This window comes from Pseudoflavonifractor sp. HCP28S3_F10 (assembly GCF_052065415.1).
Classification (GTDB): Bacteria; Bacillota; Clostridia; order Oscillospirales; family Oscillospiraceae; genus Pseudoflavonifractor_A.
In genome coordinates this window covers 22,788-44,463 of sequence record NZ_JBQHUB010000009.1, presented here as the reverse complement: position 1 = coordinate 44,463, position 21,676 = coordinate 22,788, and the positions used below count along the sequence as shown (strand labels likewise).

At 58.9% G+C, this 21,676-nt stretch carries 16 protein-coding genes, 1 tRNA gene and 1 CRISPR repeat array; of the genes, 8 read left to right on the top strand and 9 right to left on the bottom strand.

The window, feature by feature from the left end; all coding sequences use genetic code 11:
* Positions 1–94: 94 nt before the first annotated feature.
* The 4 genes from ACTNBZ_RS05880 to ACTNBZ_RS05865 all read left to right on the top strand — a co-directional run bounded on the left by ACTNBZ_RS05880 (position 95) and on the right by ACTNBZ_RS05865 (position 4,669).
* Positions 95–985, top strand: a complete 891-nt coding sequence (locus tag ACTNBZ_RS05880; RefSeq protein ID WP_441208744.1) for a rhomboid family intramembrane serine protease — start codon at positions 95–97, stop codon at positions 983–985.
* A 170-nt stretch (positions 986–1,155) separates the two neighbouring features.
* Positions 1,156–2,463, top strand: coding sequence for a sensor histidine kinase (locus tag ACTNBZ_RS05875; protein ID WP_441208743.1), 1,308 nt, complete (start codon positions 1,156–1,158; stop codon positions 2,461–2,463).
* Positions 2,441–3,310 (top strand): response regulator, encoded by an 870-nt coding sequence (locus ACTNBZ_RS05870; RefSeq protein WP_441208742.1) that lies wholly within the window; start codon positions 2,441–2,443, stop codon positions 3,308–3,310. Before ACTNBZ_RS05875 ends, ACTNBZ_RS05870 begins: the two co-directional genes overlap by 23 nt.
* Before the next feature lie 300 nt (positions 3,311–3,610).
* Positions 3,611–4,669, top strand: coding sequence for a PTS sugar transporter subunit IIC (locus ACTNBZ_RS05865; protein WP_441208741.1), 1,059 nt, complete (start codon positions 3,611–3,613; stop codon positions 4,667–4,669).
* Between the two features lie 78 nt (positions 4,670–4,747).
* Here ACTNBZ_RS05865 and ACTNBZ_RS05860 read toward each other — a convergent pair whose 3' ends face one another.
* Positions 4,748–5,944: a tRNA(Met) cytidine acetate ligase gene (locus ACTNBZ_RS05860; RefSeq protein ID WP_441208740.1), complete on the bottom strand. Its 1,197-nt coding sequence runs from the start codon at positions 5,942–5,944 to the stop codon at positions 4,748–4,750.
* Positions 5,945–6,112: 168 nt separating this feature from the next.
* Between ACTNBZ_RS05860 and ACTNBZ_RS05855 the strand changes: the two genes are divergently transcribed.
* Both ACTNBZ_RS05855 and ACTNBZ_RS05850 read left to right on the top strand, forming a co-directional pair.
* Positions 6,113–7,309 (top strand): acetate/propionate family kinase, encoded by a 1,197-nt coding sequence (locus ACTNBZ_RS05855; protein ID WP_441208739.1) that lies wholly within the window; start codon positions 6,113–6,115, stop codon positions 7,307–7,309.
* Positions 7,310–7,496: 187 nt separating this feature from the next.
* On the top strand, positions 7,497–8,231 hold the full coding sequence (locus tag ACTNBZ_RS05850; protein WP_441208773.1) for an NAD-dependent protein deacylase: 735 nt from the start codon (positions 7,497–7,499) through the stop codon (positions 8,229–8,231).
* A gap of 78 nt (positions 8,232–8,309) precedes the next feature.
* On the opposite strand, the gene ACTNBZ_RS05845 is transcribed toward ACTNBZ_RS05850, so the two are convergent.
* Entirely contained in the window at positions 8,310–8,882 is a 573-nt protein-coding gene (locus ACTNBZ_RS05845; RefSeq protein WP_441208738.1) for a xanthine phosphoribosyltransferase, read from the bottom strand.
* A gap of 250 nt (positions 8,883–9,132) precedes the next feature.
* Here ACTNBZ_RS05845 and ACTNBZ_RS05840 point away from each other — a divergent pair.
* Positions 9,133–9,221 (top strand) — tRNA-Ser (locus tag ACTNBZ_RS05840).
* Positions 9,222–9,568: 347 nt separating this feature from the next.
* On the opposite strand, the gene ACTNBZ_RS05835 is transcribed toward ACTNBZ_RS05840, so the two are convergent.
* Positions 9,569–10,414: a helix-turn-helix domain-containing protein gene (locus tag ACTNBZ_RS05835; protein ID WP_441208737.1), complete on the bottom strand. Its 846-nt coding sequence runs from the start codon at positions 10,412–10,414 to the stop codon at positions 9,569–9,571.
* A 466-nt stretch (positions 10,415–10,880) separates the two neighbouring features.
* Here ACTNBZ_RS05835 and ACTNBZ_RS05830 point away from each other — a divergent pair, with 466 nt between their 5' ends.
* Positions 10,881–11,201, top strand: a complete 321-nt coding sequence (locus tag ACTNBZ_RS05830; RefSeq protein WP_441208736.1) for a hypothetical protein — start codon at positions 10,881–10,883, stop codon at positions 11,199–11,201.
* A gap of 272 nt (positions 11,202–11,473) precedes the next feature.
* A CRISPR array of direct repeats spans positions 11,474–16,162; the repeat unit is 33 nt; unit sequence ATTTCAATCCACCCACCCCGTGCGGGGTGGGAC.
* Positions 16,163–16,335: 173 nt separating this feature from the next.
* Here the strand turns inward: ACTNBZ_RS05830 and cas2 are convergent.
* Genes cas2 through cas5c form a run of 6 tightly spaced genes read right to left on the bottom strand, consistent with a single transcriptional unit; the run spans position 16,336 to position 21,674 of the window.
* Entirely contained in the window at positions 16,336–16,626 is a 291-nt protein-coding gene (cas2, locus tag ACTNBZ_RS05825) for a CRISPR-associated endonuclease Cas2 (RefSeq protein WP_441208735.1), read from the bottom strand.
* A 10-nt stretch (positions 16,627–16,636) separates the two neighbouring features.
* Positions 16,637–17,668 carry a type I-C CRISPR-associated endonuclease Cas1c gene (cas1c, locus tag ACTNBZ_RS05820; RefSeq protein ID WP_441208734.1) on the bottom strand — a complete coding sequence of 344 codons (1,032 nt, stop codon included), beginning with the start codon at positions 17,666–17,668 and terminating at the stop codon, positions 16,637–16,639.
* Positions 17,665–18,324 (bottom strand): CRISPR-associated protein Cas4, encoded by a 660-nt coding sequence (gene cas4, locus ACTNBZ_RS05815; RefSeq protein ID WP_441208733.1) that lies wholly within the window; start codon positions 18,322–18,324, stop codon positions 17,665–17,667. The genes cas1c and cas4 overlap by 4 nt, the downstream gene beginning before the upstream one ends.
* Positions 18,314–19,159 carry a type I-C CRISPR-associated protein Cas7/Csd2 gene (gene cas7c, locus ACTNBZ_RS05810; protein WP_441208732.1) on the bottom strand — a complete coding sequence of 282 codons (846 nt, stop codon included), beginning with the start codon at positions 19,157–19,159 and terminating at the stop codon, positions 18,314–18,316. The genes cas4 and cas7c overlap by 11 nt, the downstream gene beginning before the upstream one ends.
* Positions 19,140–20,939, bottom strand: a complete 1,800-nt coding sequence (gene cas8c / locus ACTNBZ_RS05805; RefSeq protein WP_441208731.1) for a type I-C CRISPR-associated protein Cas8c/Csd1 — start codon at positions 20,937–20,939, stop codon at positions 19,140–19,142. The genes cas7c and cas8c overlap by 20 nt, the downstream gene beginning before the upstream one ends.
* Positions 20,940–21,674 carry a type I-C CRISPR-associated protein Cas5c gene (cas5c, locus tag ACTNBZ_RS05800; RefSeq protein ID WP_441208730.1) on the bottom strand — a complete coding sequence of 245 codons (735 nt, stop codon included), beginning with the start codon at positions 21,672–21,674 and terminating at the stop codon, positions 20,940–20,942.
* Positions 21,675–21,676: the final 2 nt, after the last annotated feature.

The following is a 21,676-nucleotide window of genomic DNA, read 5'->3' as shown; positions in this document are numbered from 1 at the left end:
AAAATGTTCTGGATTTTTTTGCCCTGCCCTGATAGGATAGGCTCTGCCGGCACAAGCCGTATCTTTGGACAAACTGATGTTGGGAGGGAATGATTTGCGTTCCATTGATTCCTGGCTGGACCGCTTTTGCTATCGGCACCCCAAACTGGGCATACCCAATCTGATGACCATCATCGTGGCGGGCAACGCCCTGGTCTATCTGCTGGACATGTTCAGCGGCGGCGGGATGTCGCTGAGCGGCCTGCTCAGCTTTAACCCCTATTATATCTTCCACGGACAGATCTGGCGGCTGGTCACCTTCGTGTTCGTGCCCATGTACACCAGGCCGGTGGCCCTGCTGCTGGCATTGTATTTCTACTGGGCCATCGGCACCACGCTGGAGCGGTATTGGGGTTCTGTAAAGTTCACGGTGTTCTACGGCATGGGCGTGGCGCTGAATATCATCGTTGGCCTGGTCAGCTATTTGCTTTTGTCGGCGGCCATGCCTGCCGGTACCCAGGCCTATCTGTCCACCGCAAGCATGGACTATGTGAACCTGTCCCTCTTCTTCGCCTACGCCACCCTCTTCCCGGACGCCCAGTTCCTGCTCTTCTTCCTCATCCCGGTGAAGGCCAAGTGGCTGGCCTGGGTGGACGCGGCCCTCTTCGCGTGGGGGGTGCTGTCCAGCCTGCTGAGCCTGTACCTCCCCGGCGTGCTGCTGCCTGTGGTGGCCATCCTCAACTATGTGCTCTTCTTCTGGTCTGACATCCGCTCCCATGTGGGACGGGCCCAGCGGCAGGCCAAATACCAGAGGTCCCAGCAGACCGTCAACTTCAAAAAGGCCACCCGGGAGGCCCAGCAGCGCAAGGGATATATCCACAAGTGCGCCGTGTGCGGCAAGACCGACACCGACTATCCCGACATGGAGTTCCGCTATTGCTCCAAGTGCAACGGCTACTACTGCTACTGCAAGGACCACATCAACGACCATGTGCATATTCAGTGACGGGCCGGAGCTGTTGCAGAAATGAACCTGAAAACCCGCCGCGGACTTGCTCTGCGGCGGGTTTTCGATAAAAAGGCCCAAAAACATCGAAAGTTTTCAAAAGAAGCGTGTACAAAAGGACTAAAATAGAGTATGATGGAAGAACAGAGAACCGGAGGGGAGGGAGCGGAATGGGAAGCGGGACCTGGCAGAGATGGCGCAGACACCCGGCCCTGTTGGGCGCGCTGCTGGTGGCGCTGGCCTCCCAGATCTCCATCAGCCTGCTGACAGCGGACTTCAAGATCTCGGTGGCGGTGGTGCTGCTGCCGGTGCTGACCTTCCTGTGGCCGGAATTTCCCGTGCTGCCCACCGCTCTGCTGGCGGCGCCCGGCGTATTCGTGCTTCGTACGGCGGTACAGTGGGTGAGCGAGGGCACCGCGGCGGGCTGCTGGCGGGCCCATGGTCCCGAGATGCTGTTCTACCTGGTCTATGGGCTGCTTTTTGCCCGGTTTGGCCGGGGGGCGGGGCGCAGGCCCATCCGGGCGGCAAATTTCCTGCCCCTGATCCTCATCGACGCTGCGGCAAATTTCTGCGAGCTGCTGCTGCGCATGGGGACGGGGGTGTTCGCCCCCGGCATCCTGCTCCAGCTGGCGGCGGTGGGCCTGGGCCGGACCCTGCTGGCCTGGGGCGCCATCCGGGTGCTGGACTATTATGGGTTCCAGGTCCTGCGGCGGGAGGACAGCGAGCGCTACCAGCGCCTGCTGCTGATGACCGCGGCCCTGAAGAGCGAGGTGGCCTGGATGGACAAGGGCACCGCCCTCATCGAGCAGACCATGAACGCCGCCTATCACCTCTACAGCCAGCTCCGGGGGTCCGGGGCAGACCCGGAGGTGACCGGTACGGCCCTCACCATCGCCAAGGACATCCACGAGGTGAAGAAGGAGTATTTCCTCATCATGCGGGGCATCTCCGAGGCGCTGGACAGCGACCAGGCCCGGGACGGCATGGAATTGCGGGAGCTGTTTCATATCCTGGAGCGGAGCACCCTGCGCTCTGCCCGGGAGGCGGGGAAGAAGGTGGTCTTTACCGGGAAGTGCGCTGACTCCATTGTCACCGGGCAGCACCATTACCTCATGTCCATCTTCCGCAACCTGCTCAACAACGCGGTGGAGGCGGCAGGGACCGGGAGCACGGCCCATATCTCCCTGACCGGGCAGCGGGAAGGGGACTGTTTCGTATTCCGGGTGGAGGATGACTGCGGCGGCATTCCCGCCTCCCGGATCGAAAAGATATTTACCCCCGGCTTTTCCAGCAAGATCAATTACGAGACCGGTGAGATCAACCGCGGCCTGGGGCTGACCATCGTAAAGGGCCTGACAGAGGAGAAGCTGGGCGGCTCAGTGGAAGTGGATTCACAGGCAGGCGGGACGGTATTCACTGTCCGTATCCCGGCCCGGGAACTGGAGGGAACTCAGGATGCAGTTTTATCTGATCGATGATGACCCGGCGGTCCTCAATGTGCTGAGCATGATCATCGAGGACGGCGGCTACGGCAGTATTTCAGGCAGCGCGGCCAGCGGGCTGGATGCGCTGGAGGACCTGCGCTATATGCGCCCCGACATCGTACTGGTGGACCTGCTGATGCCGGGGATGGACGGCATCGAATTTGTGCGCCGGGCCAGGGAGCGTTATCCCGAGCTGCGCTTTGTGATGCTCTCCCAGGTGACCTCCAAGGACATGGTGGCCGAGGCCTACGCCGCCGGGGTGGACTTCTTTATCAGCAAGCCCATTAACAGCGTGGAAGTGGGCAGCGTCATCACCAAGGTAGGAAGGCTGCTCACCATGGACCGCACGATGGACCAGATGCGCTCCCTCATCCAGGGGGGCAGCGGGCGGCAGACGGAAGACCGGCCCGCCGGAGAGCCCCCCGCCCCGGGGAGCACAGGGGGCGGATCGTCCAGCGCCCTGAGCGGTGTGCTCCACCGGCTGGGGATCAGCGGTGACCCGGCCTGCCGGGACATCATCCAGGTGGTGGAGTACCTCATCTCCCAGGGGGACCAGGGGGAGCAGTACACGGTGGCCCAGCTCTGTGACCGGTTCAGCGATTCTCCCAAGGCCATGGAGCAGCGCATCCGCCGGGCGGCCATGGCGGGCATGGCCAACCTGGCCAGCCTGGGCATCGAGGACTATGCCAACGATACCTTTACCGAGTACGCCGGGACCCTCTACAATTTTGAGCAGGTCCGGCGGGAGATGGACTGCATCCGGGGCAGGAGCGACGTACATGGCCGTGTCTCGGTCAAGCGGTTCCTTTATGCCCTGGCCGCCCTGTGCGGCGGACGGTGACGAAAAAGGACCAAAGAGAACAAGAGCAAAAAAGTACCTCCGCCGGAGCGGAGGTACTTTTTTGCTGCAATTAAAAGAGACAAAATATCCCATAAAGAGTACATATTGAAAATACGCATGGTAAAGTGTACAAAACAAACTGATTGGTTATACTACAAATCATACAAAATTGTGATTCGAGGCAATTTTTACGAGTTCCTTTCTGTTACTTCCTGTAGTTTTGTGAAACCTGTCTATAAACTAAGTACAACAGATCGATATCATCAATAGACCAACGGATTCATGGAGGTGCAAGAGATTATGACGACGATCCTTCTGGGGATGGGCCTGCTCCTGCTGACGCTGGCCGGCTTCTCTCTCTTCAGCATGAAAGCACCCAAGGGCTCTCTGGCCATGTCCGGCCTGGCCAATGCGGCAGTAGCCACCTTCCTGGTGGAGGCGGTCCACAAATATATTTCCGGTGACCTGATGGGCTTTGCGTTTCTGGGCGAGGCCGGCTCGGTGGCCGGAAGCATGGGCGGCGTAGCCGCCGCCATCCTGGTGCCCATCGGCATGGGAGCCAACCCGGTGTTCGCTGTGGTGGCCGGCGTGGCCGTGGGCGGCTACGGTATCCTGCCCGGCTTTGTGGCCGGCTATCTGGTGGGCTTCCTTGCTCCCCTGGTGGAGAAGTATCTTCCCGACGGACTGGACACCATCCTGGGTGCCCTGCTGCTGGCCCCTGTGGCCCGGGCCATCGCTTTCGCGGTGGACCCCGCTGTTACCGCTGCTATGGGCTATATCGGCAACACCATCACCGCCGCCACCAACCAGTCCCCGCTGCTGATGGGCTTCCTGCTGGGCGGCATCATCAAGATGATCTGCACGTCGCCCCTGAGCTCCATGGCCCTTACCGCCATGCTGGGCCTCACCGGCCTGCCCATGGGCATTGCCGCCATCGCATGCTTCGGCGGCTCCTTTACCAACGGTATCATCTTTGCCCGGCTCCGTCTGGGTGAGCGCAGCAATGTCATTGCGGTTATGCTGGAGCCCCTGACCCAGGCCCACATCATCACCCGCAATCCCATCCCCATCTATGGCTCTAACTTTTTCGGCGGCGGCTTGGCCGGTATCGCGGCGGCGGCGCTGGGCATCGTGAACAACGCCCCCGGCACCGCGTCTCCTATCCCCGGCCTGCTGGCCCCCTTCGCCTTCAACCCTCCGATGACCGTTATCCTGGCCCTGGTGTTGGGTGCCCTGGGCGGTGCGGCAGCCGGCTTTGTGGGTTCGATCGTGTTCAAGCGCTTCCGCAAGGGCGTTGACGAGTCTGAGGACGAGGCCGTGGAGCTGGCCATGGCCCCCACCGTGGCCGCCGAGGCGTAACACACGCCGCCCGGCTTCCTGCCTGCATCAAGCAAAAGGTCCGCTCCTTCCGGGGCGGACCTTTTGGCTTGCATCGGATCAGGGGCGAAACACGGGGCTCTCGCGCCATTCCCGGCCGCAGCGCTCCGGGTGGGGAAGGGTGAGGGCGTACAGGTCGGTGCACTGTGCCTCCAGTTCGAATAACCGCCGTCCTTCTTCGGGCAGGCTTCTGGCGTGGGCGGGCTTGGTGAGGATGGGGAGGACGGACTTTTCCTTCATCTCCCGCAGTACCTCCCGGCCCCGGCCATTAAAACCCAGCACCCGCAGATAGGGGGGGTACGCGGGACGGTCAGCCCCGGTCAGCCCCAGAAAGGCCCACAGCACCAGCCGCCGCAGCCGGGCATGGGCGTAGCGCCTGGTTTTGGCGGCCTCGTAAAATTCGTTCAGGCTCCCGGCCTGCCGGGCTGCCCGCACCAGCCGGTCGGGCAGGCCCTCCGCCGCCCCCGCATCGGGCAGGGCAGCCCAGTCGCCGGCGGTCATAGTGCGCAGGCGGGCCAGCACCGCCCGCTCACAGCGGCCCAGGTCAGCCAGCGGAGCTTGACGCAATACCTCTGCCGAGCCCGGGGGCAGCAGACCTTCCGCCGTTGCCCAGTCCCCTGCGCGCAGCAGGGCCCGGATGTGGGTGGCCGAGGCAAAGCCGTCCCGGGCCCCGGGGGCGTTGTGTCCCGCACCCCGGCGGGGGATGGTCATGGGCCGGATGGGGCTCTTCAGGGCGCTGAGGGCCCGGATGTACTCCACCCCCAGGTTGTTGTTGGGGGAGGAGAGGAGAGCGGCCAGTTCCTCTCCCAGAAGCCTGCGCACCACCTCCTGGCGGCAGGCGGCAAAGGGCATCCCCCGGTCCGGGAAGCGGGACAGCTCCGCTTGACAGGCGGGGCTGTCCAGACAGGCGGCCAGGCGCCGGAGCTTGTCCGCGTCGCCGCATTCGCTGCCGAAAGAGAGTACATCTACCACGCCGGCGGCCTCCAGCAGGCCTGCGGCCCCCCGGGCGAAGGACTCGGCCGAGGAGACCGCCCACACCGTGGGCAGTTCCAGCACCAGGTCGGCTCCTCCGGAGAGGGCCAGGGAGGCCCGGGTCCATTTGTCGGTGAGGGCGCAGGTCCCCCGCTGCGTCCAGTTGCCGCTCATGACGCACACCACGGCGGTATCCGCCCCCAGCAGGCGGCGGGTCTCGGCCAGGTGCCAGGCATGGCCGGTGTGGAAGGGATCGTATTCCGCGATGACGCCGACGGTGGACATGGATCAGACCTCCAGACAGGAAAAAAATCACCCGAAGGGGCGGAAAGCGGGTTGTCCTTTCGCCCAAAATAAGCTACAATAAGTTGAACGGGTATGTTCCCCCTATTTTACTATACCTTCGGCCGGCTCACAAGCCGGGCAAACCAAAATAAAGGAGAGTTATGTGTCATGAAGGTTCTTGTTATCAACGCCGGAAGCTCCTCCCTCAAGTATCAGCTGCTGGACCCCGCCACGGAGGAGGTCCTGGCCCAGGGTCTGTGTGAGCGTATCGGCATCGACGGCCGTCTGACCCACAAGATCCCCGCCACCGGCGCCAAGCACGTCTTTGAGATCCCCATGCCCACCCACGCCGAGGCCATCCAGGCCGTTCTGGACGCCCTGACCAGCGCCGAGCACGGCGTCATCAAGAGCATGAGCGAGATCGACGCGGTGGGCCACCGCGTGGTCCATGGCGGCGAGGCGTTCAACAAGTCCGTCCTCATCACCGACGACGTGATGAAGGCCATCGAGGACTGCATCCCCCTGGCCCCCCTGCACAACCCCGCCAACCTCACCGGCATCAAGGCCTGCCAGAACGTGATGCCCGGCGTGCCCATGGTGGCTGTGTTCGACACCGCCTTCCATCAGAGCATGCCCGCCAAGAGCTACATCTATGCCCTGCCCTACGAGTACTATGAGAACGACAAGGTCCGCCGCTACGGCTTCCACGGCACTTCTCACAAGTATGTCTCCGGTCGCGCCGCCGACATGCTGGGCAAGCCCATCGAGAACCTGAAGATCATCACCTGTCACCTGGGCAATGGCTCCTCCGTCACCGCTGTGGACGGCGGCAAGAGCGTGGACACCTCCATGGGCTTCACCCCCCTGGCCGGCCTGCCCATGGGCACCCGCTCCGGCGACCTGGACGCCGGTATCATGGAGTACCTGATGAACAAGTACGGCATGGACATCAAGGAAATGCTGAACGTTCTGAACAAAAAGTCCGGCGTGCTGGGTATTTCCGGCGTGTCCTCCGACTTCCGTGACCTGAGCGAGGCCGCCGCAAAGGGCAACGACCGGGCCGGCCTGGCTGTGGACGCCTTCAACTACGGCGTGAAGAAGCTCATCGGCGCCTATGCCGCCGCCATGGGCGGGGTGGATGCCATCGTCTTCACTGCCGGCGTGGGCGAGAATTCTGCCGACCAGCGCCTTGCCATCGCCTCCGGCCTGGAGTTCATGGGCGTGAAGATGGACGCCGACGCCAACAACATCCGCGGCAAGGAGGCCGTCATCTCCGCCGCCGATTCCAAGGTGAAGGTCCTGCTCATCCCCACCAACGAGGAGCTCATGATCGCCCGGGATACCGCCGAGATCGTGGGCAAGTAAAATTCCGCTTCCCATGTATGAAAATCCCTCCTGCCCCACGGGGCAGGAGGGATTTTTTTGCCCGGGCAGAAGCCCGCCGGGACAGGCACTTGCGAAACCCGGAACACTATGCTAGAATTTTAGTGTCGGCCCCATGGGGCCCGGTATGAAAACGGCGGACACAACGGATGGAAGGAGCGCGTGCAAGATGGCGGCAGACGGCGGATTGGAAGAGCTTCAGGCATTGGTGGATGGAAGTCCCAACATCGTCTTTTTTGGCGGCGCCGGTGTGAGTACTGAGAGCGGAATCCCGGATTTCCGAAGTGTGGACGGGCTTTACAACCAGCATTACCGGTATCCGCCGGAGACCATCCTCAGCCACAGTTTTTTTGAGACGGAGCCGGAGGAGTTTTTCCGGTTTTACCGGGACAAGATGCTGTTCCCTGACGCGAAGCCCAACGCGGCCCACCGGAAGCTGGCCGAGCTGGAGCGTTCAGGCAAGCTGAAGGCGGTGGTGACCCAGAACATTGACGGGCTCCACCAGGCGGCGGGGAGCAGGAAGGTATTTGAGCTCCATGGTTCGGTTCACCGCAACTACTGTATGAAATGCCACCGGGCCTATGATCTGGATTTTATGCTCCACAGCGACGGCGTGCCCCGCTGCCGGGTGTGCGGCGGCACCGTGAAGCCGGATGTAGTGCTCTATGAGGAGAGCCTGGACAGCACGGTGCTGGAGGGGGCGGTGAAGGCCATCGCCCGGGCGGACATGCTCATCATCGGCGGCACCTCGCTGGCAGTGTATCCGGCGGCTGGGCTCATCAACTATTACCAGGGAAAAAAGCTGGTCCTGGTGAATAAGACCCAGACGCCTTACGACCGCCAGGCCGACCTGGTCATTTCGGCCTCTATTGGGGAGCTGTTCGGCCAGCTGAAGGTCAGATAACGAAAAAATATAAGCTCCTCCGGCCATAGGCCGGAGGAGCTGTTCCATTCTGCTTGAAAAAGGGGACGGCCGAAAGGATCAGTCAGCCAGGATGATACGGCCGTTTTCCACCCGCTCCACCGTTTCCAGTGCCTCCACCCGGACGCCCATGCGGCGCAGGACCTTGCCGCCGTCCCGCATGGCCTTCTCAATGGCCACGCCCACGCCGGCCACCTCGCTGCCCGCCTTGGAGACCAGCTCCAGCAGGGCCAGGACCGACTGGCCGTTGGCCAGGATATCATCAATGATCAGTACTGAGTCATCCTCGTCAAGGTACTTTTTCGACACGCGGATGGTGTAGGATTTGTCCATGGAAAAAGAGTGGGTCTCGGCGGAGTAGACCTGCGGGTCGATGTATCCGGTCTGGAACTTCTTGGCGTAGATGACCGGCACATGGAGGGCAAGGCCTACAAAACAGGCGATGGCGATGCCGGAGCTCTCCACGGTCAGGACCTTTGTGATCTTCTCACCCTTGAAGCGGCGGGCCAGCTCCCGTCCCACATGCTCCAGCAGCTCCACATCCATACAGTGGTTGAGAAACATGTCCACATGGATGATATCGCCTTCTCCCACCTGGGCCTCGTCCAGAATACGCTGTCTCAGTTCCTTCATTTTGAACCTCTCTTGTGATCGGCATCTGTGCTGCCGTATGTCAAAATCGGGTTTCCATCTTCAATTGTTTTCATTATAACGCATTTCCATCCAGCCTGCAATATTGACAAGGTACCAAAAATAAGGTATGCTATTATAGTATCTCCGGGGGAGAGCGTCTATCCGGTTTTTCCGCAGGTGCTGTACTGGCAGTGGTATGCCCTGATTTGAAATCATGTGATACGCCTGTGAAAATTGAATAGTGATACACGGAGGTGTATCGAAGTGGTCATAACGAGCTTGACTCGAAATCAAGTGACGGGCAACCGTCCGTGGGTTCGAATCCCACCGCCTCCGCCAGCTCGTCGCAAGCGCCATATCGCTTGCGACGAGTTTTTTATGCTCCGCATCAAAAACTCATCGTGCGCTCATTCTGCTGCTCCTCGCTTCCGAACCGGATTCGCTTCGCTGGATTCCGGTTCGGGTAAAAAACGAAAATATCCGGAATGAGGCCGCCTGACACGTCGGAGCAAGCTTTATATCGCTTGCTCCGACTTTTTTACAAAAGTCAGAGCGCGCTCATAGCCGGGTGTTCGTAAAACAGTGTTAGCCCAACAACACGAAATGAGCATCTGTCAGACAGGGTTGGTCAACGAAAATACACGCCATATTCAGCTTCAAAGGCTGGGTATGGCGTGCTTTTCTGCTTATTTGCGTTTCCGTTTCCCTTTTCCATGCGGCTGGTATGGCTTCGCCTTGCCTCGCTGGTTGGTTGGGCTTTTCATGTACTTGGACAGCTTCAAAGCATCAATGATATTGACAAACTGCTCCTTGGTAATGGCATCGTAGTCAATGCCGAATGTCGCAAGGTAGATCCTTGCCTGTTTCTCGGCGTCGCTGCCCTCAAAATTCATGGCATCCTTCAACTGGGCCTGCACTTCCTCCGCAATGGAGGGCGTATCTGCCGTTGTGGTATCGGTGCTGTGCTCCTCACGAATGTCACGGAGGATCGCTTTCAGATCATCGGCAAGCACATGACCGAAATAATCATCCTCCCGTACCTGGGCCAGCTCCAATGTCCGGGTGGAAAGATCGTCCTGCCCGTCCTGCTTCATCAAGGCCATCTTCCGCACCGCTTCCAGCATGGCGTTCATATCGTTGATCCGCATATCCGCGATCCTATCCACATAAATCTCAGCGTCCAGCATCATACGCTGGAAAGCTTTGTGGCAAAGCATTTCAGAAAGCAGACGGTGATTGAGTTTTCCCGCCTGTAATACTTCTATGGCATCATCACTCAGATACAGAGCGTCCAGCTCTGTGTCCGGGTGATTTTTTATTTCCGTCATGCCCAGCAGATAGTCCGTGGACACGCCGTAGAACTTCGCCAGTGTGACGATGCTGAACGGGCTGATGTCCTTGAAATCGTCTGCCTCATATTTGCCGAGGGCGGACTTGGAAAGCACGGTCTGCTCCGCAAGCTGTTCCAGCGTCAGGCCCCGTTCCACTCGTAAATCCTTCAACCGTTCCTGTATGGTGAGTTTCACCTGCATGGCGTATCCCTCCTTCTTCTGTCTCTAAGCGTGGAAATCCACGCTGTTTTGCGTTCTTTTCCTACCTCTTGGATATACGGGAAAGAGCACATTTTTTTGCTAAACTGTTCTTGCAGCAACACCTGAACCTTGAAGAAACGTCGTGTGAAATAAACTTGTGACTCCTGATTCTGTATTGAGACAAAACACCATGTCACCGATTCCACGGCCCGGCGGATCATCTCCAGCGTCTCCTCTTTTGTATAGACGGCGTCGGACCTGTGTGCATCCATCTCGGTGCAAACATATCTCGAAGATTTTTAGATATAAAACCGAAAATAATACTTAAAATCGGCAAATTGCCGAACAAAACCCGCGGTGTCAGTGCTGGCACTGCGGGTTTCCATTTTAAAAATAAAACATCTGTAACATAACAAAGAAGCTGATATAATGAAAATGATATTTTGGAGAAAGAAGGTGAACTACCTTGGGTAAGTCCACTGACGATGAGATCCGCGCCATGAAGAAAATTACATGTAAAATTGCGGCCGACTATCTTGGTATTGCACCAATGGCAGTAAGCATTGGAATGCAGCAAGAAAAACTTCCGATCGGTTTTGCCGTCCATCATCAGGACCGTTACACTGACAGCTGGTCATACAATATCATTGCAGAGCGCTTGATCGCATACAATCACGGAACCATATCAGAAGTACAAGTACAGGGAATCGAAAACAATTTGTCCCGTATCATCGAAGAATTCAGTGAAATGAAAAAGGACCTGAGTTTTTTATTGCGCGGCAAGTAAGAATTCGATATCCACAAGTTGGTCGATATATTACAAGGGGACGAAAGTGGCGTATTTGACAAATGGGATATCTTGATTGCTGGTGGTGCAACCGCCAACAATCCGAAAATTCCGTTTGCTGGTCTAAATATACATCCAGTGAAACGTAGTTTTGCTTACCGAAAAGATACCAAAGAAACATATTCTTTACAGAGGACAGGAGAGAGACCGCCCCGGCCCCACCCGTGCGGGGTGGGGCTGCGCCATCCGGATACTGTCATCGTGGTCACGACATTTCAATCCACCCACCCGGTGCGGGGTGGGACGCTGCTGCGGATGGAGCCGCGCTCCACGCCATAGATTTCAATCCACCCACCCCGTGCGGGGTGGGACGCGACTTGCCAACCCGCTCCACGTCCTCCAGATAATTTCAATCCACCCACCCCGTGCGGGGTGGGACACTGCGGTACGCTGCTCTACGCCGGTACCCATGCGATTTCAATCCACCCACCCCGTGCGGGGTGGGACCCTCCACCATAGACCGCTGCTCATCCGTCATCGGATTTCAATCCACCCACCCCGTGCGGGGTGGGACCCAAGGCATCCGGCAGTACCTCCAGCTACGGTATATTTCAATCCACCCACCCCGTGCGGGGTGGGACGGGCGGCCTCCCCCGTGTGCTCCACCCGGTCGGTATTTCAATCCACCCACCCCGTGCGGGGTGGGACTGCGTCCGGCGTCCATACATTGGCGTCCAGGAGGATTTCAATCCACCCACCCCGTGCGGGGTGGGACAGCGATACACACCCAGCAGATGAGGGTACAAAAAGATTTCAATCCACCCACCCCGTGCGGGGTGGGACGCCGGGGAGGGCCAGCGCGCGCCAACCCCCTCACATTTCAATCCACCCACCCCGTGCGGGGTGGGACTACAACAATTCCCCCGGCTGGTAGCTCAGCCGGAGATTTCAATCCACCCACCCCGTGCGGGGTGGGACCGCCCGCGAGGGCCGCAGCCCACCGATAGATTTATTTCAATCCACCCACCCCGTGCGGGGTGGGACCCCGTCTGCACGGATATAGTTGAGATACACTAACATTTCAATCCACCCACCCCGTGCGGGGTGGGACTCACGCGCCGGGCCGTAAACCACGCTGCAACGCATTTCAATCCACCCACCCCGTGCGGGGTGGGACCTGAGCCAGCAGAGCCGGAGTCAATGGAGGTGGAGATTTCAATCCACCCACCCCGTGCGGGGTGGGACGCCCATGGAGGGTAGGCGCATGGCAAAAAGGCAAAAATTTCAATCCACCCACCCCGTGCGGGGTGGGACACTTCCGTTAACTGGTAAAAAAGACATCCAGGATATTTCAATCCACCCACCCCGTGCGGGGTGGGACGGGCACAGTTGGCGGCCTGAAAACCGCATCTTGATTTCAATCCACCCACCCCGTGCGGGGTGGGACGTTCGGTACACGGGATCAGTCAAATAAGGCAAGGGGATTTCAATCCACCCACCCCGTGCGGGGTGGGACCGAGGCAAATTTCTACTCCAATATCGAGCTGCAATTTCAATCCACCCACCCCGTGCGGGGTGGGACATCACAATACAGCGCAGCGGGATGATGCTTGTTATTTCAATCCACCCACCCCGTGCGGGGTGGGACGATCTTAAGGCTGTCTGTTGCGGTGGATGCCACCAGATTTCAATCCACCCACCCCGTGCGGGGTGGGACGTTGGTTGGCGGAGTCGCAAGCACTTTCTGATTATTTCAATCCACCCACCCCGTGCGGGGTGGGACGATGCCGGCGTCAGCTCCAGAAACTCGCTGATCCGATTTCAATCCACCCACCCCGTGCGGGGTGGGACCTTGACTGAAAGTGTGGACATCATCCTATTGGGGCAATTTCAATCCACCCACCCCGTGCGGGGTGGGACAGTGTAATGTCCATATCATCAACGGCGGCATGTGATTTCAATCCACCCACCCCGTGCGGGGTGGGACCATTCCGGTAACGGCGGTCTGCCAGCATGCGGGGTATTTCAATCCACCCACCCCGTGCGGGGTGGGACTCGAGGTCGAGCATCTGTGTGCTATGCGTGACGGAGAATTTCAATCCACCCACCCCGTGCGGGGTGGGACCCAGCTCTTTTGCCCGCATGGCGTCCAGCGGAACATTTCAATCCACCCACCCCGTGCGGGGTGGGACTTTCCATGGCCCTGATAAGGGCCTGCACATTGGCATTTCAATCCACCCACCCCGTGCGGGGTGGGACCGGCGGAGGAGTATTTGCGTCTCCAGTCCAGGTCATTTCAATCCACCCACCCCGTGCGGGGTGGGACGGGGGCCTGGTCCAGCATGTTGGTCACGGCGGAGCGATTTCAATCCACCCACCCCGTGCGGGGTGGGACCCGGTGAGTTCCTCCGCACCAAGGTGGCACCCGAGATTTCAATCCACCCACCCCGTGCGGGGTGGGACCTGCGTATGAAAGGAGCGGTATGAGTTTGAAAAAATTTCAATCCACCCACCCCGTGCGGGGTGGGACGCAACGCCCCACCCCCAGCCCGGCGGGGCGGGGCGAATTTCAATCCACCCACCCCGTGCGGGGTGGGACGCTGGACGGCACCGCCCTCATCGCGGAGGAGGAATTTCAATCCACCCACCCCGTGCGGGGTGGGACTATCTCGGCATCGGATATTCTACGCTTCACAAAAATTTCAATCCACCCACCCCGTGCGGGGTGGGACGCGGCATTGACATACATCGGCCATACGGACATCAAATTTCAATCCACCCACCCCGTGCGGGGTGGGACTATGCACCGTAGTATGCGTGACGGTTACAGCCGTATTTCAATCCACCCACCCCGTGCGGGGTGGGACGTTTTTATGAAGGCGCATCCCATACCGCCACCATATTTCAATCCACCCACCCCGTGCGGGGTGGGACCGCCTCTGGCGGTCTGCCCGGTCTCCACGTCCGGGTCATTTCAATCCACCCACCCCGTGCGGGGTGGGACGTTTTTGCCCTTGCGCTTGATGGTCTCCAGGTAAAAATTTCAATCCACCCACCCCGTGCGGGGTGGGACGCCTGTGCTATTTTCGGATTCTACTCCAAATGCAAATTTCAATCCACCCACCCCGTGCGGGGTGGGACAGGGCGTTCCGTCTATGCGTATTCTCGATTTTACAATTTCAATCCACCCACCCCGTGCGGGGTGGGACCCTATGACAATCCAGACACCGGGGGAGCTGATACATTTCAATCCACCCACCCCGTGCGGGGTGGGACCAGCCGTGCTTACAAACTGAGGCAGCGCGTTTGTATTTCAATCCACCCACCCCGTGCGGGGTGGGACCTACCTGGAGTCCATCAAGCGCCGTGGCAAAAATATTTCAATCCACCCACCCCGTGCGGGGTGGGACTCACGTCCGGGCTGCTAACCGAAGAGCAATACAGATTTCAATCCACCCACCCCGTGCGGGGTGGGACACGCCCTGTTTTTCTGCGGCGCGGGCTTGCATTATTTCAATCCACCCACCCCGTGCGGGGTGGGACAAAAAGGTGCAAAAATGAGTTACACATACAAAGAATTTCAATCCACCCACCCCGTGCGGGGTGGGACGGAGCGGTTGCCCTGTATGCCGTGGAGACTATGAGATTTCAATCCACCCACCCCGTGCGGGGTGGGACTGTTTTCCTTCCAAGCGGTCTACCTGTGACAAGGGATTTCAATCCACCCACCCCGTGCGGGGTGGGACGACGGGGGCGCGGTGATTGCAACACCGTTTGGGGGAATTTCAATCCACCCACCCCGTGCGGGGTGGGACCGCCTGCAAGCTGGTCAACCTCCTCAACGCCGAGATTTCAATCCACCCACCCCGTGCGGGGTGGGACCCTTCGCGGCCCATATCGGCGCGGGCGGCGCGGGAATTTCAATCCACCCACCCCGTGCGGGGTGGGACATAGCCTATCAGGTGCCGGACGCTGCCGTTGCCGAATTTCAATCCACCCACCCCGTGCGGGGTGGGACTGCCGGTGGGTTTGATTACTCCTACACCTTCGATATTTCAATCCACCCACCCCGTGCGGGGTGGGACTCATACACCTCTTTATCAAGTATGGTCGAGAATATTTCAATCCACCCACCCCGTGCGGGGTGGGACGTCGGAGTAGTCTCCTACCCACCAAACATCTGCATTTCAATCCACCCACCCCGTGCGGGGTGGGACCCTGCCCCATGTGGCGGTGGTGGGCCAATGAAAGTATTTCAATCCACCCACCCCGTGCGGGGTGGGACTGCCATGGCGGCGCTGGGCATTGAGGCCTCCAACATTTCAATCCACCCACCCCGTGCGGGGTGGGACTTGGAGTTGCCTTGTCATCCTTGCTTGTTACACGATTTCAATCCACCCACCCCGTGCGGGGTGGGACTTCATTCCCCGTCAACCGTCTTTGCAGGAATCGGTATTTCAATCCACCCACCCCGTGCGGGGTGGGACACCTATCAGCTTGTTACAGACAGTTTTGACCGTATTTCAATCCACCCACCCCGTGCGGGGTGGGACGTCGGCGTGTTCCGTTGCGGCCCTTTGGAGCATGTATTTCAATCCACCCACCCCGTGCGGGGTGGGACGGCAAAGGGGCGTATCTACAATCACGACAAAGAAGATTTCAATCCACCCACCCCGTGCGGGGTGGGACGTGCCTGGAGGCTTTCCGGGAGTTTGTTGGCCTGGTATTTCAATCCACCCACCCCGTGCGGGGTGGGACTGCCGCCATCGTGGCGGTGCTCCCCCAGATCATTATTTCAATCCACCCACCCCGTGCGGGGTGGGACCAAGCGTGCGGCGGTCGACCTGTGGGACACCTCTGATTTCAATCCACCCACCCCGTGCGGGGTGGGACGACGAGGAAATCCAGGCCGTTTTGGACGGATATGAATTTCAATCCACCCACCCCGTGCGGGGTGGGACAGCAAACATATACAAAATAGCACGTTTTATATTAGACAAAAATGACAAAAGAAACGATGAATAGCATTCAGCTCTTACAAAAAAGGGATGTGTCTTTAAAAAGCATAAATTTCCAAGGCGGAAACACAGTGCGAACAGACCGGGGAATTCCTGTTCACTTCCTCTTCGCACCTTTAAATGATCAGTACGCCTTCTGCCTCGTAGGCCGCTTTCGCTCCAAAGTGCTCCACTTTTGTTTGATAGTGATTTCCCAAATAATAGAACCGCAGACTGTCCCGTTTTTCATCCATGATCGCGCAGAGCTTATGCTGCAGCATTTTAGCCTGTGCCTCATCGACAACACATTCAAACACAGAATTTTGGACACGCTGGCCATAATTAACGCACTGTTTTGCAATCTGCCGCAGTCGTTTGCGCCCTGCGGCATCTTCCGTGTTTACATCATAGGTAATCAGTACCAGCACCTTGTGTACCTCATTTCCACAAAAAGGGCGGATATGCGTCCAGGTCTCCCCGGAGATACCGTGCCAACAGCAATGCCTGCATATACGGCACCAGTCCCCACGGCAGCTTTTCTCCCAAGTAAGGGTGGGTGATGACCTCCTGTTTGCGCTCCTGCCAGCTCTTCAGGAATTTTCTCCTCGCATCATCTGACATACGGACCGCACCGCTTTCCGCTGTGTCAAAATCTTCGGGCACTAAAACACGATTGTTGATCAGCGTCAGAACAAAACGGTCCGCCATGCAGGGGCGCAGTTCCTCCATCAGGTCCAAAGCCAGAGAGGTCCTCCCGGGACGATCCCGATGGAGAAATCCCACATAAGCATCCAGTCCCACGCTCTCCAGCGCCGAGGCACAGTCATTGGCCAGAAGGCTATAGGCGAAGGACAGCATGGCATTGACATTGTCCAGCGGCGGTCTTCGATTTCTGCCATGAAAGTAAAAGGACGCCTTTTCCCGGAGGATCATATCGTCGAACACCTCAAAATATGCCGCCGCGCCGACGCCCTCCAGGCCCCTCAGAGATTCCAGGGAGGACACCTCTGCAACTTGAGAGAACAGCCCCCTGATGGTCTCTGATGAAGCCCGGAACTTTTCCACGTCGATCCGGGGGGCGTGGTCTCTGCGGGTGCGCTCGATACTCCAACGGGTGTTATACAATTTCCCCAATATCATATATTTTGCGATTTGACAGCTCTGGATGGGATCGTCCGCCGCACGGTACTGCATCCGCCGCAGGAGCACATTCCCGCTGCTGGGGCCAGCAGTGCGCGCCAGGAAACGTCCTCGCGGCGTACAGAAGGCCAGACCTATGCCCCGCGTGGCACAGGCGCCCATCAGAGCCGGAGATGCGCCGGCATAAGAGAAAGAGATGATACCGGAGAGGTTGTGCAGAGGAAAACGTCCTATCTCCTGTTTGTCCCGGTTGACCACCACGTTTTCGCCGTCCAGAGTCAAATAGGCATCCTCTGAGGTCACAAAAAGGGTGTTCAGCAAATGCCTCATAATTCCTCCAATCTCGCCTTCACATAGTCGCGGGCAGAACCGCAGCGCAGGAGCCTGGGCAGGCAAAGTTCTTTCAGAGAACAGGCACTGCAGGCTTTTGTGGGCTTGACCCTGGGGGTATGGCCCCTTTCGTACAGCGCATGCATTTCCAGGAGGCAATCCCGAACCTCCTGTCGGAGTTCCCGGGTCAGCTTTACCGTTTCCCGGCGGCGAGTCTCCCCGTAATACAGAGCCCCCTCCGGGATGTCACAGCACAGCATCTCCTCCAGACACATGGCCTGGGCACAGAGCTGCAGAGCATTGACAGTGTCGCCGCGGGGCGAACCGCGCTTGTACTCCACGGGGAAGGGCTGGTACAGGCCCTCCTGCCCATGGAGGGACACTCCGGTTTCCGACCTGCGGAATTCCACCACATCACAGGCGCCGGAAATGCCCAGCGCGGGAGAAAAGACGTGCATGTCCCGGGTGATCAGCAGATCGCCCCGCCGCTCCTTCCACTCCGCGTCATGGGCTTTTTCATGCATGATCGCGCCGTCTGCGGTTCTCCCGTTTTCTGCCCACTGGTTTTCGATATGGATCAGCGCCCACTGCCGGCGGCAGAACTTGAAATGCTGAAGCCCGGAAAGCTGGAGGTAGTCCTCCTCCTTATAATCCATCGATCACTTCCGGCTCCAGACCGGGCAGTTCATCCAGTGTGATGACATAGTCGCCGACGGAAGATGGGATCAGCTCCGGATCTTTCAGAGCGATCTTTACCGAGCGGTGTACCCTGGCCGAGGAGTACTGCCCTTCCTTGCAATTGTGGCGCCACCAGTAGAGCGTGACCACCTCCATGGAGCCATCCGGGCGGGCAGCGGAGGCGTCGTTGACGAACAGGGTCCGCAGGCACTCCTTGACGACCTGCGCGTCCTCCTCTGTAAAGCCCGTCTTTTCTGCCAGCTGCACATTGATAGAGCCCTTGAGCTCATACAGGCCAAACTGGACAAAATGCTTCATGCCCATGGTGTCGGAGGAACGTTTTTCGCCCGGCTCACCGTTGACGCTTTTGGTAATCTGAAGGGACTGCACTTCAATGGGCGAAACGCTGACCGCCTGATGGATGGACACCGGACCGCGCACACCTACGGAGACGCCGCCGGCATCCTTGCCCTTGAAGGCGAACACCTGTCCGAAGGTGCGCACATCCATCCATGTCTCACAGGCTTTTTGGGCATATTCCTCCCGGTTCTTGACGCCTTTCAGGACAGCGGCGGCCCGTTCACTCAGGCTGCCGCAGCCGTCGTCACACCGGTCCTCAGACTGGACAAAGACCTTATGGCCCAGATCCTGCATCCGATTGCGGATTTTCCGCTTGATACACACATCGGAGATCTCGCCGAAACCGTTATAATCCGTCCGGGGACGATTCCCGTTGAGGGGGTCGCCGTTGGCATTGGCCATGCTGACCGAGACCAGCGCCACAAAATCGATCTTATTCTGCAATGTGCTCATATTCATTGTCCTCCTCGGTATGTTTTTCCTTGGGTGCATACAGCGCGCCGCGCTGGAGATAGTAACCCATCAGATACGTATCTGCCAGGGGCTGGTTCCACTGGCTGTCCGGGAATTTGTGGATCTCTTCCATGATCTGACTGATGGCGTTTTTGTAAAACGCCCGCGTGCCCGGCCGCAGGCGGGGGAAATAGGCCCGTTCCAGCTGCTTTTCGATGTTGGCCGCCGCGTACATGGGCCGCTGGCAGAACACCGACTGCTGCCGGATGGCATTGGGTTCCCGCCCCTCGTCGCTGTCGTAGGTGTCCCGCTCCACCTTTTCCAGAACAGCCAGCAGCCGTCCGAACTGATAGCTGCGGTCATGCCTGCCGGGATCCAGTTCCATATTCCATTCCTCCTTGTTTCGGTCAAAATAATACTTTCTTAAGACGGCACACGCGGTGAACAGGATCTTTTCCCGCACAGCCGGCTCATAGGCCAGCGGGCTGGAGGCTCTCTGCACCAGCGCCTGCTTGAGATCGGCGGGCAGTTTGGCCCGGTCCACCCGGCACGATACCAGCCGCTGCATCTGCTGTTTCAGCACCCGGTCATCTGTTTTCAGAAATTGCCCCTGTTGGGTGCCAAAGGCGCAGTTGACAATCTGCAGGAGCGAGGGCGACCAGATCTCGCCCCTTCGGTTCGGCCAGCAGCAGGATGCGTCCCAGCCATACAGCCTTTGCAGGAAATCGGAACCCATCAACTCATTGTAATAGGTCAGGGACAGGCGCCCCGTGGTGGCGGCGTCAAAGGCAGAAATCACCACGCCCGCAGAGTCCGGGAGTTCCGCCTTGTAGCCCAGCAGCGTCTTTCGCAGGTCCTCCTGATATTCCGTGGGCTCTGTAACAGGCTCTGCGGTGATCCGGAAAGGCCCGGTCACGCCGCACACCTTTTTCCCCTGAGGATTCCAGCACAAAAAGGCCCTGCCGCCGTACACCACCTGTGTACCCTGCTCCGCCGCCAGCCAGCGCAGCGCGTTGTGGGCTTTCTGGGATGCCTCATAGCTGACGGTGGCTCCCTGCCAGTCCTCTGAAAAACGGCCCCGGTAGGTAAAACCGCTGCTGTCATTGGAGGAGATCAGCTTGGCGTTGCCGCCGCACAGGGGGATAATCCCCTTGGGGTGCTGGCTGGCGGGCCTGGCTGGTTTTCCGTCGATCATGCACAGCGCCTGCGCCTGCTGCTCTGTTTTTGCCCTGTAATAGTCGATAAATGCGCTGAACAGGCTTTGGTCCGTCCAGCAGCGGCTGTCCTCCTCGTTCAGACCGACGACACGCCACCGTACCAGCGCTTTTTCGTCTTTCGGGCGTCCTTTTTCATCCGGTTGGATCACGCCGCTTCGGGCCAGATCCATCAGAATCGTCCCTCCCTTGACATAGGTCAGGATGGGGCGGAGCTTGGGGTGTCCGTAAGGCGAGTCCGCCCAATCCGCCAGTTGCTCCACATACAGGGGGTGCTTTTTTTCGTCATAGTCCGCCAGATATCCAAGCTGCTCACACAATGGGTGGGCACAGGGGGCAGAGGTGCGCCCGCCGGACTCCTCCGTAACCGGGATCACGATTTTTGGCTCCGTTTTATCCACCGCCCGGGCACTCACGAAGTGCCCGTCCTGATCCAGTGTGATCTCGATCTGCGCGGAGGTGAGGATGTGGGAGATGGGCGCCAGGGTCTCATGACCCTCCCGCAGCAGCCCTGCATAGCGGGCATGGCAGTCGTAGGTCTCGCAGGCCTTCTGCAGCAGCCCCATTCAGTTCACCTCCCCGAATTCCCGCAGGCCGTTGAAGTTGTCCAGCTGCTCTCCAAAGGGCTTGATCGCCATCTCGCCCAGCGTCTTGTGCAGCGGACATTCCTCCGGGCTTGGGAATGTGATGATCCCTTTCCGCATGACCGGGTTCCAGAAATTCGCCGTCATTTTGCCTGCCGTTTCTGCGGAGTACGCCTCATCTGCATAGGTGATGCCGTGATACATCAGGCCGAAGCTCAGTTCCGGAATGGAGTCGTAGTGGCCCGGACCCTCGCCGAACGCACAGGGCTCCACATAGCCCTGGCACTCCCGGGTCCCCAGGAAAACATCCCGGCGGCCGCCTTTGCGGATCATCTTTTTGGCAATCTCATGGTGTTTGTTCTCATTGCGGTCCCCGGCCAGCTCCGGGCGGTTTTCGTTCCACTCAAAATGGGCCCACACCTGGTAGCGGCAGTCCTTGAGATAGGTATAATACGCCAGGTCGTTGCCCCCGTGGTACTTGACGGGCCGGATGCCCTTGACCTCTGTTTGGATGGGGTTCATCACCCGGACTTTATCGATGTACCATATGATAGTAGGCTTCCAATATATGGAAGATAGGATGCCCTTCAGAGCCTCATAGGTCGGCGCCTGATAGGTGCACTTTTCTCCGCCGAGACGCAGAATGGGATCGGAAAACAGGGCATAGTCCCCAGTCACTTGAAATTCCACGATGTTTGGATATCTCGTATTCTTCACGC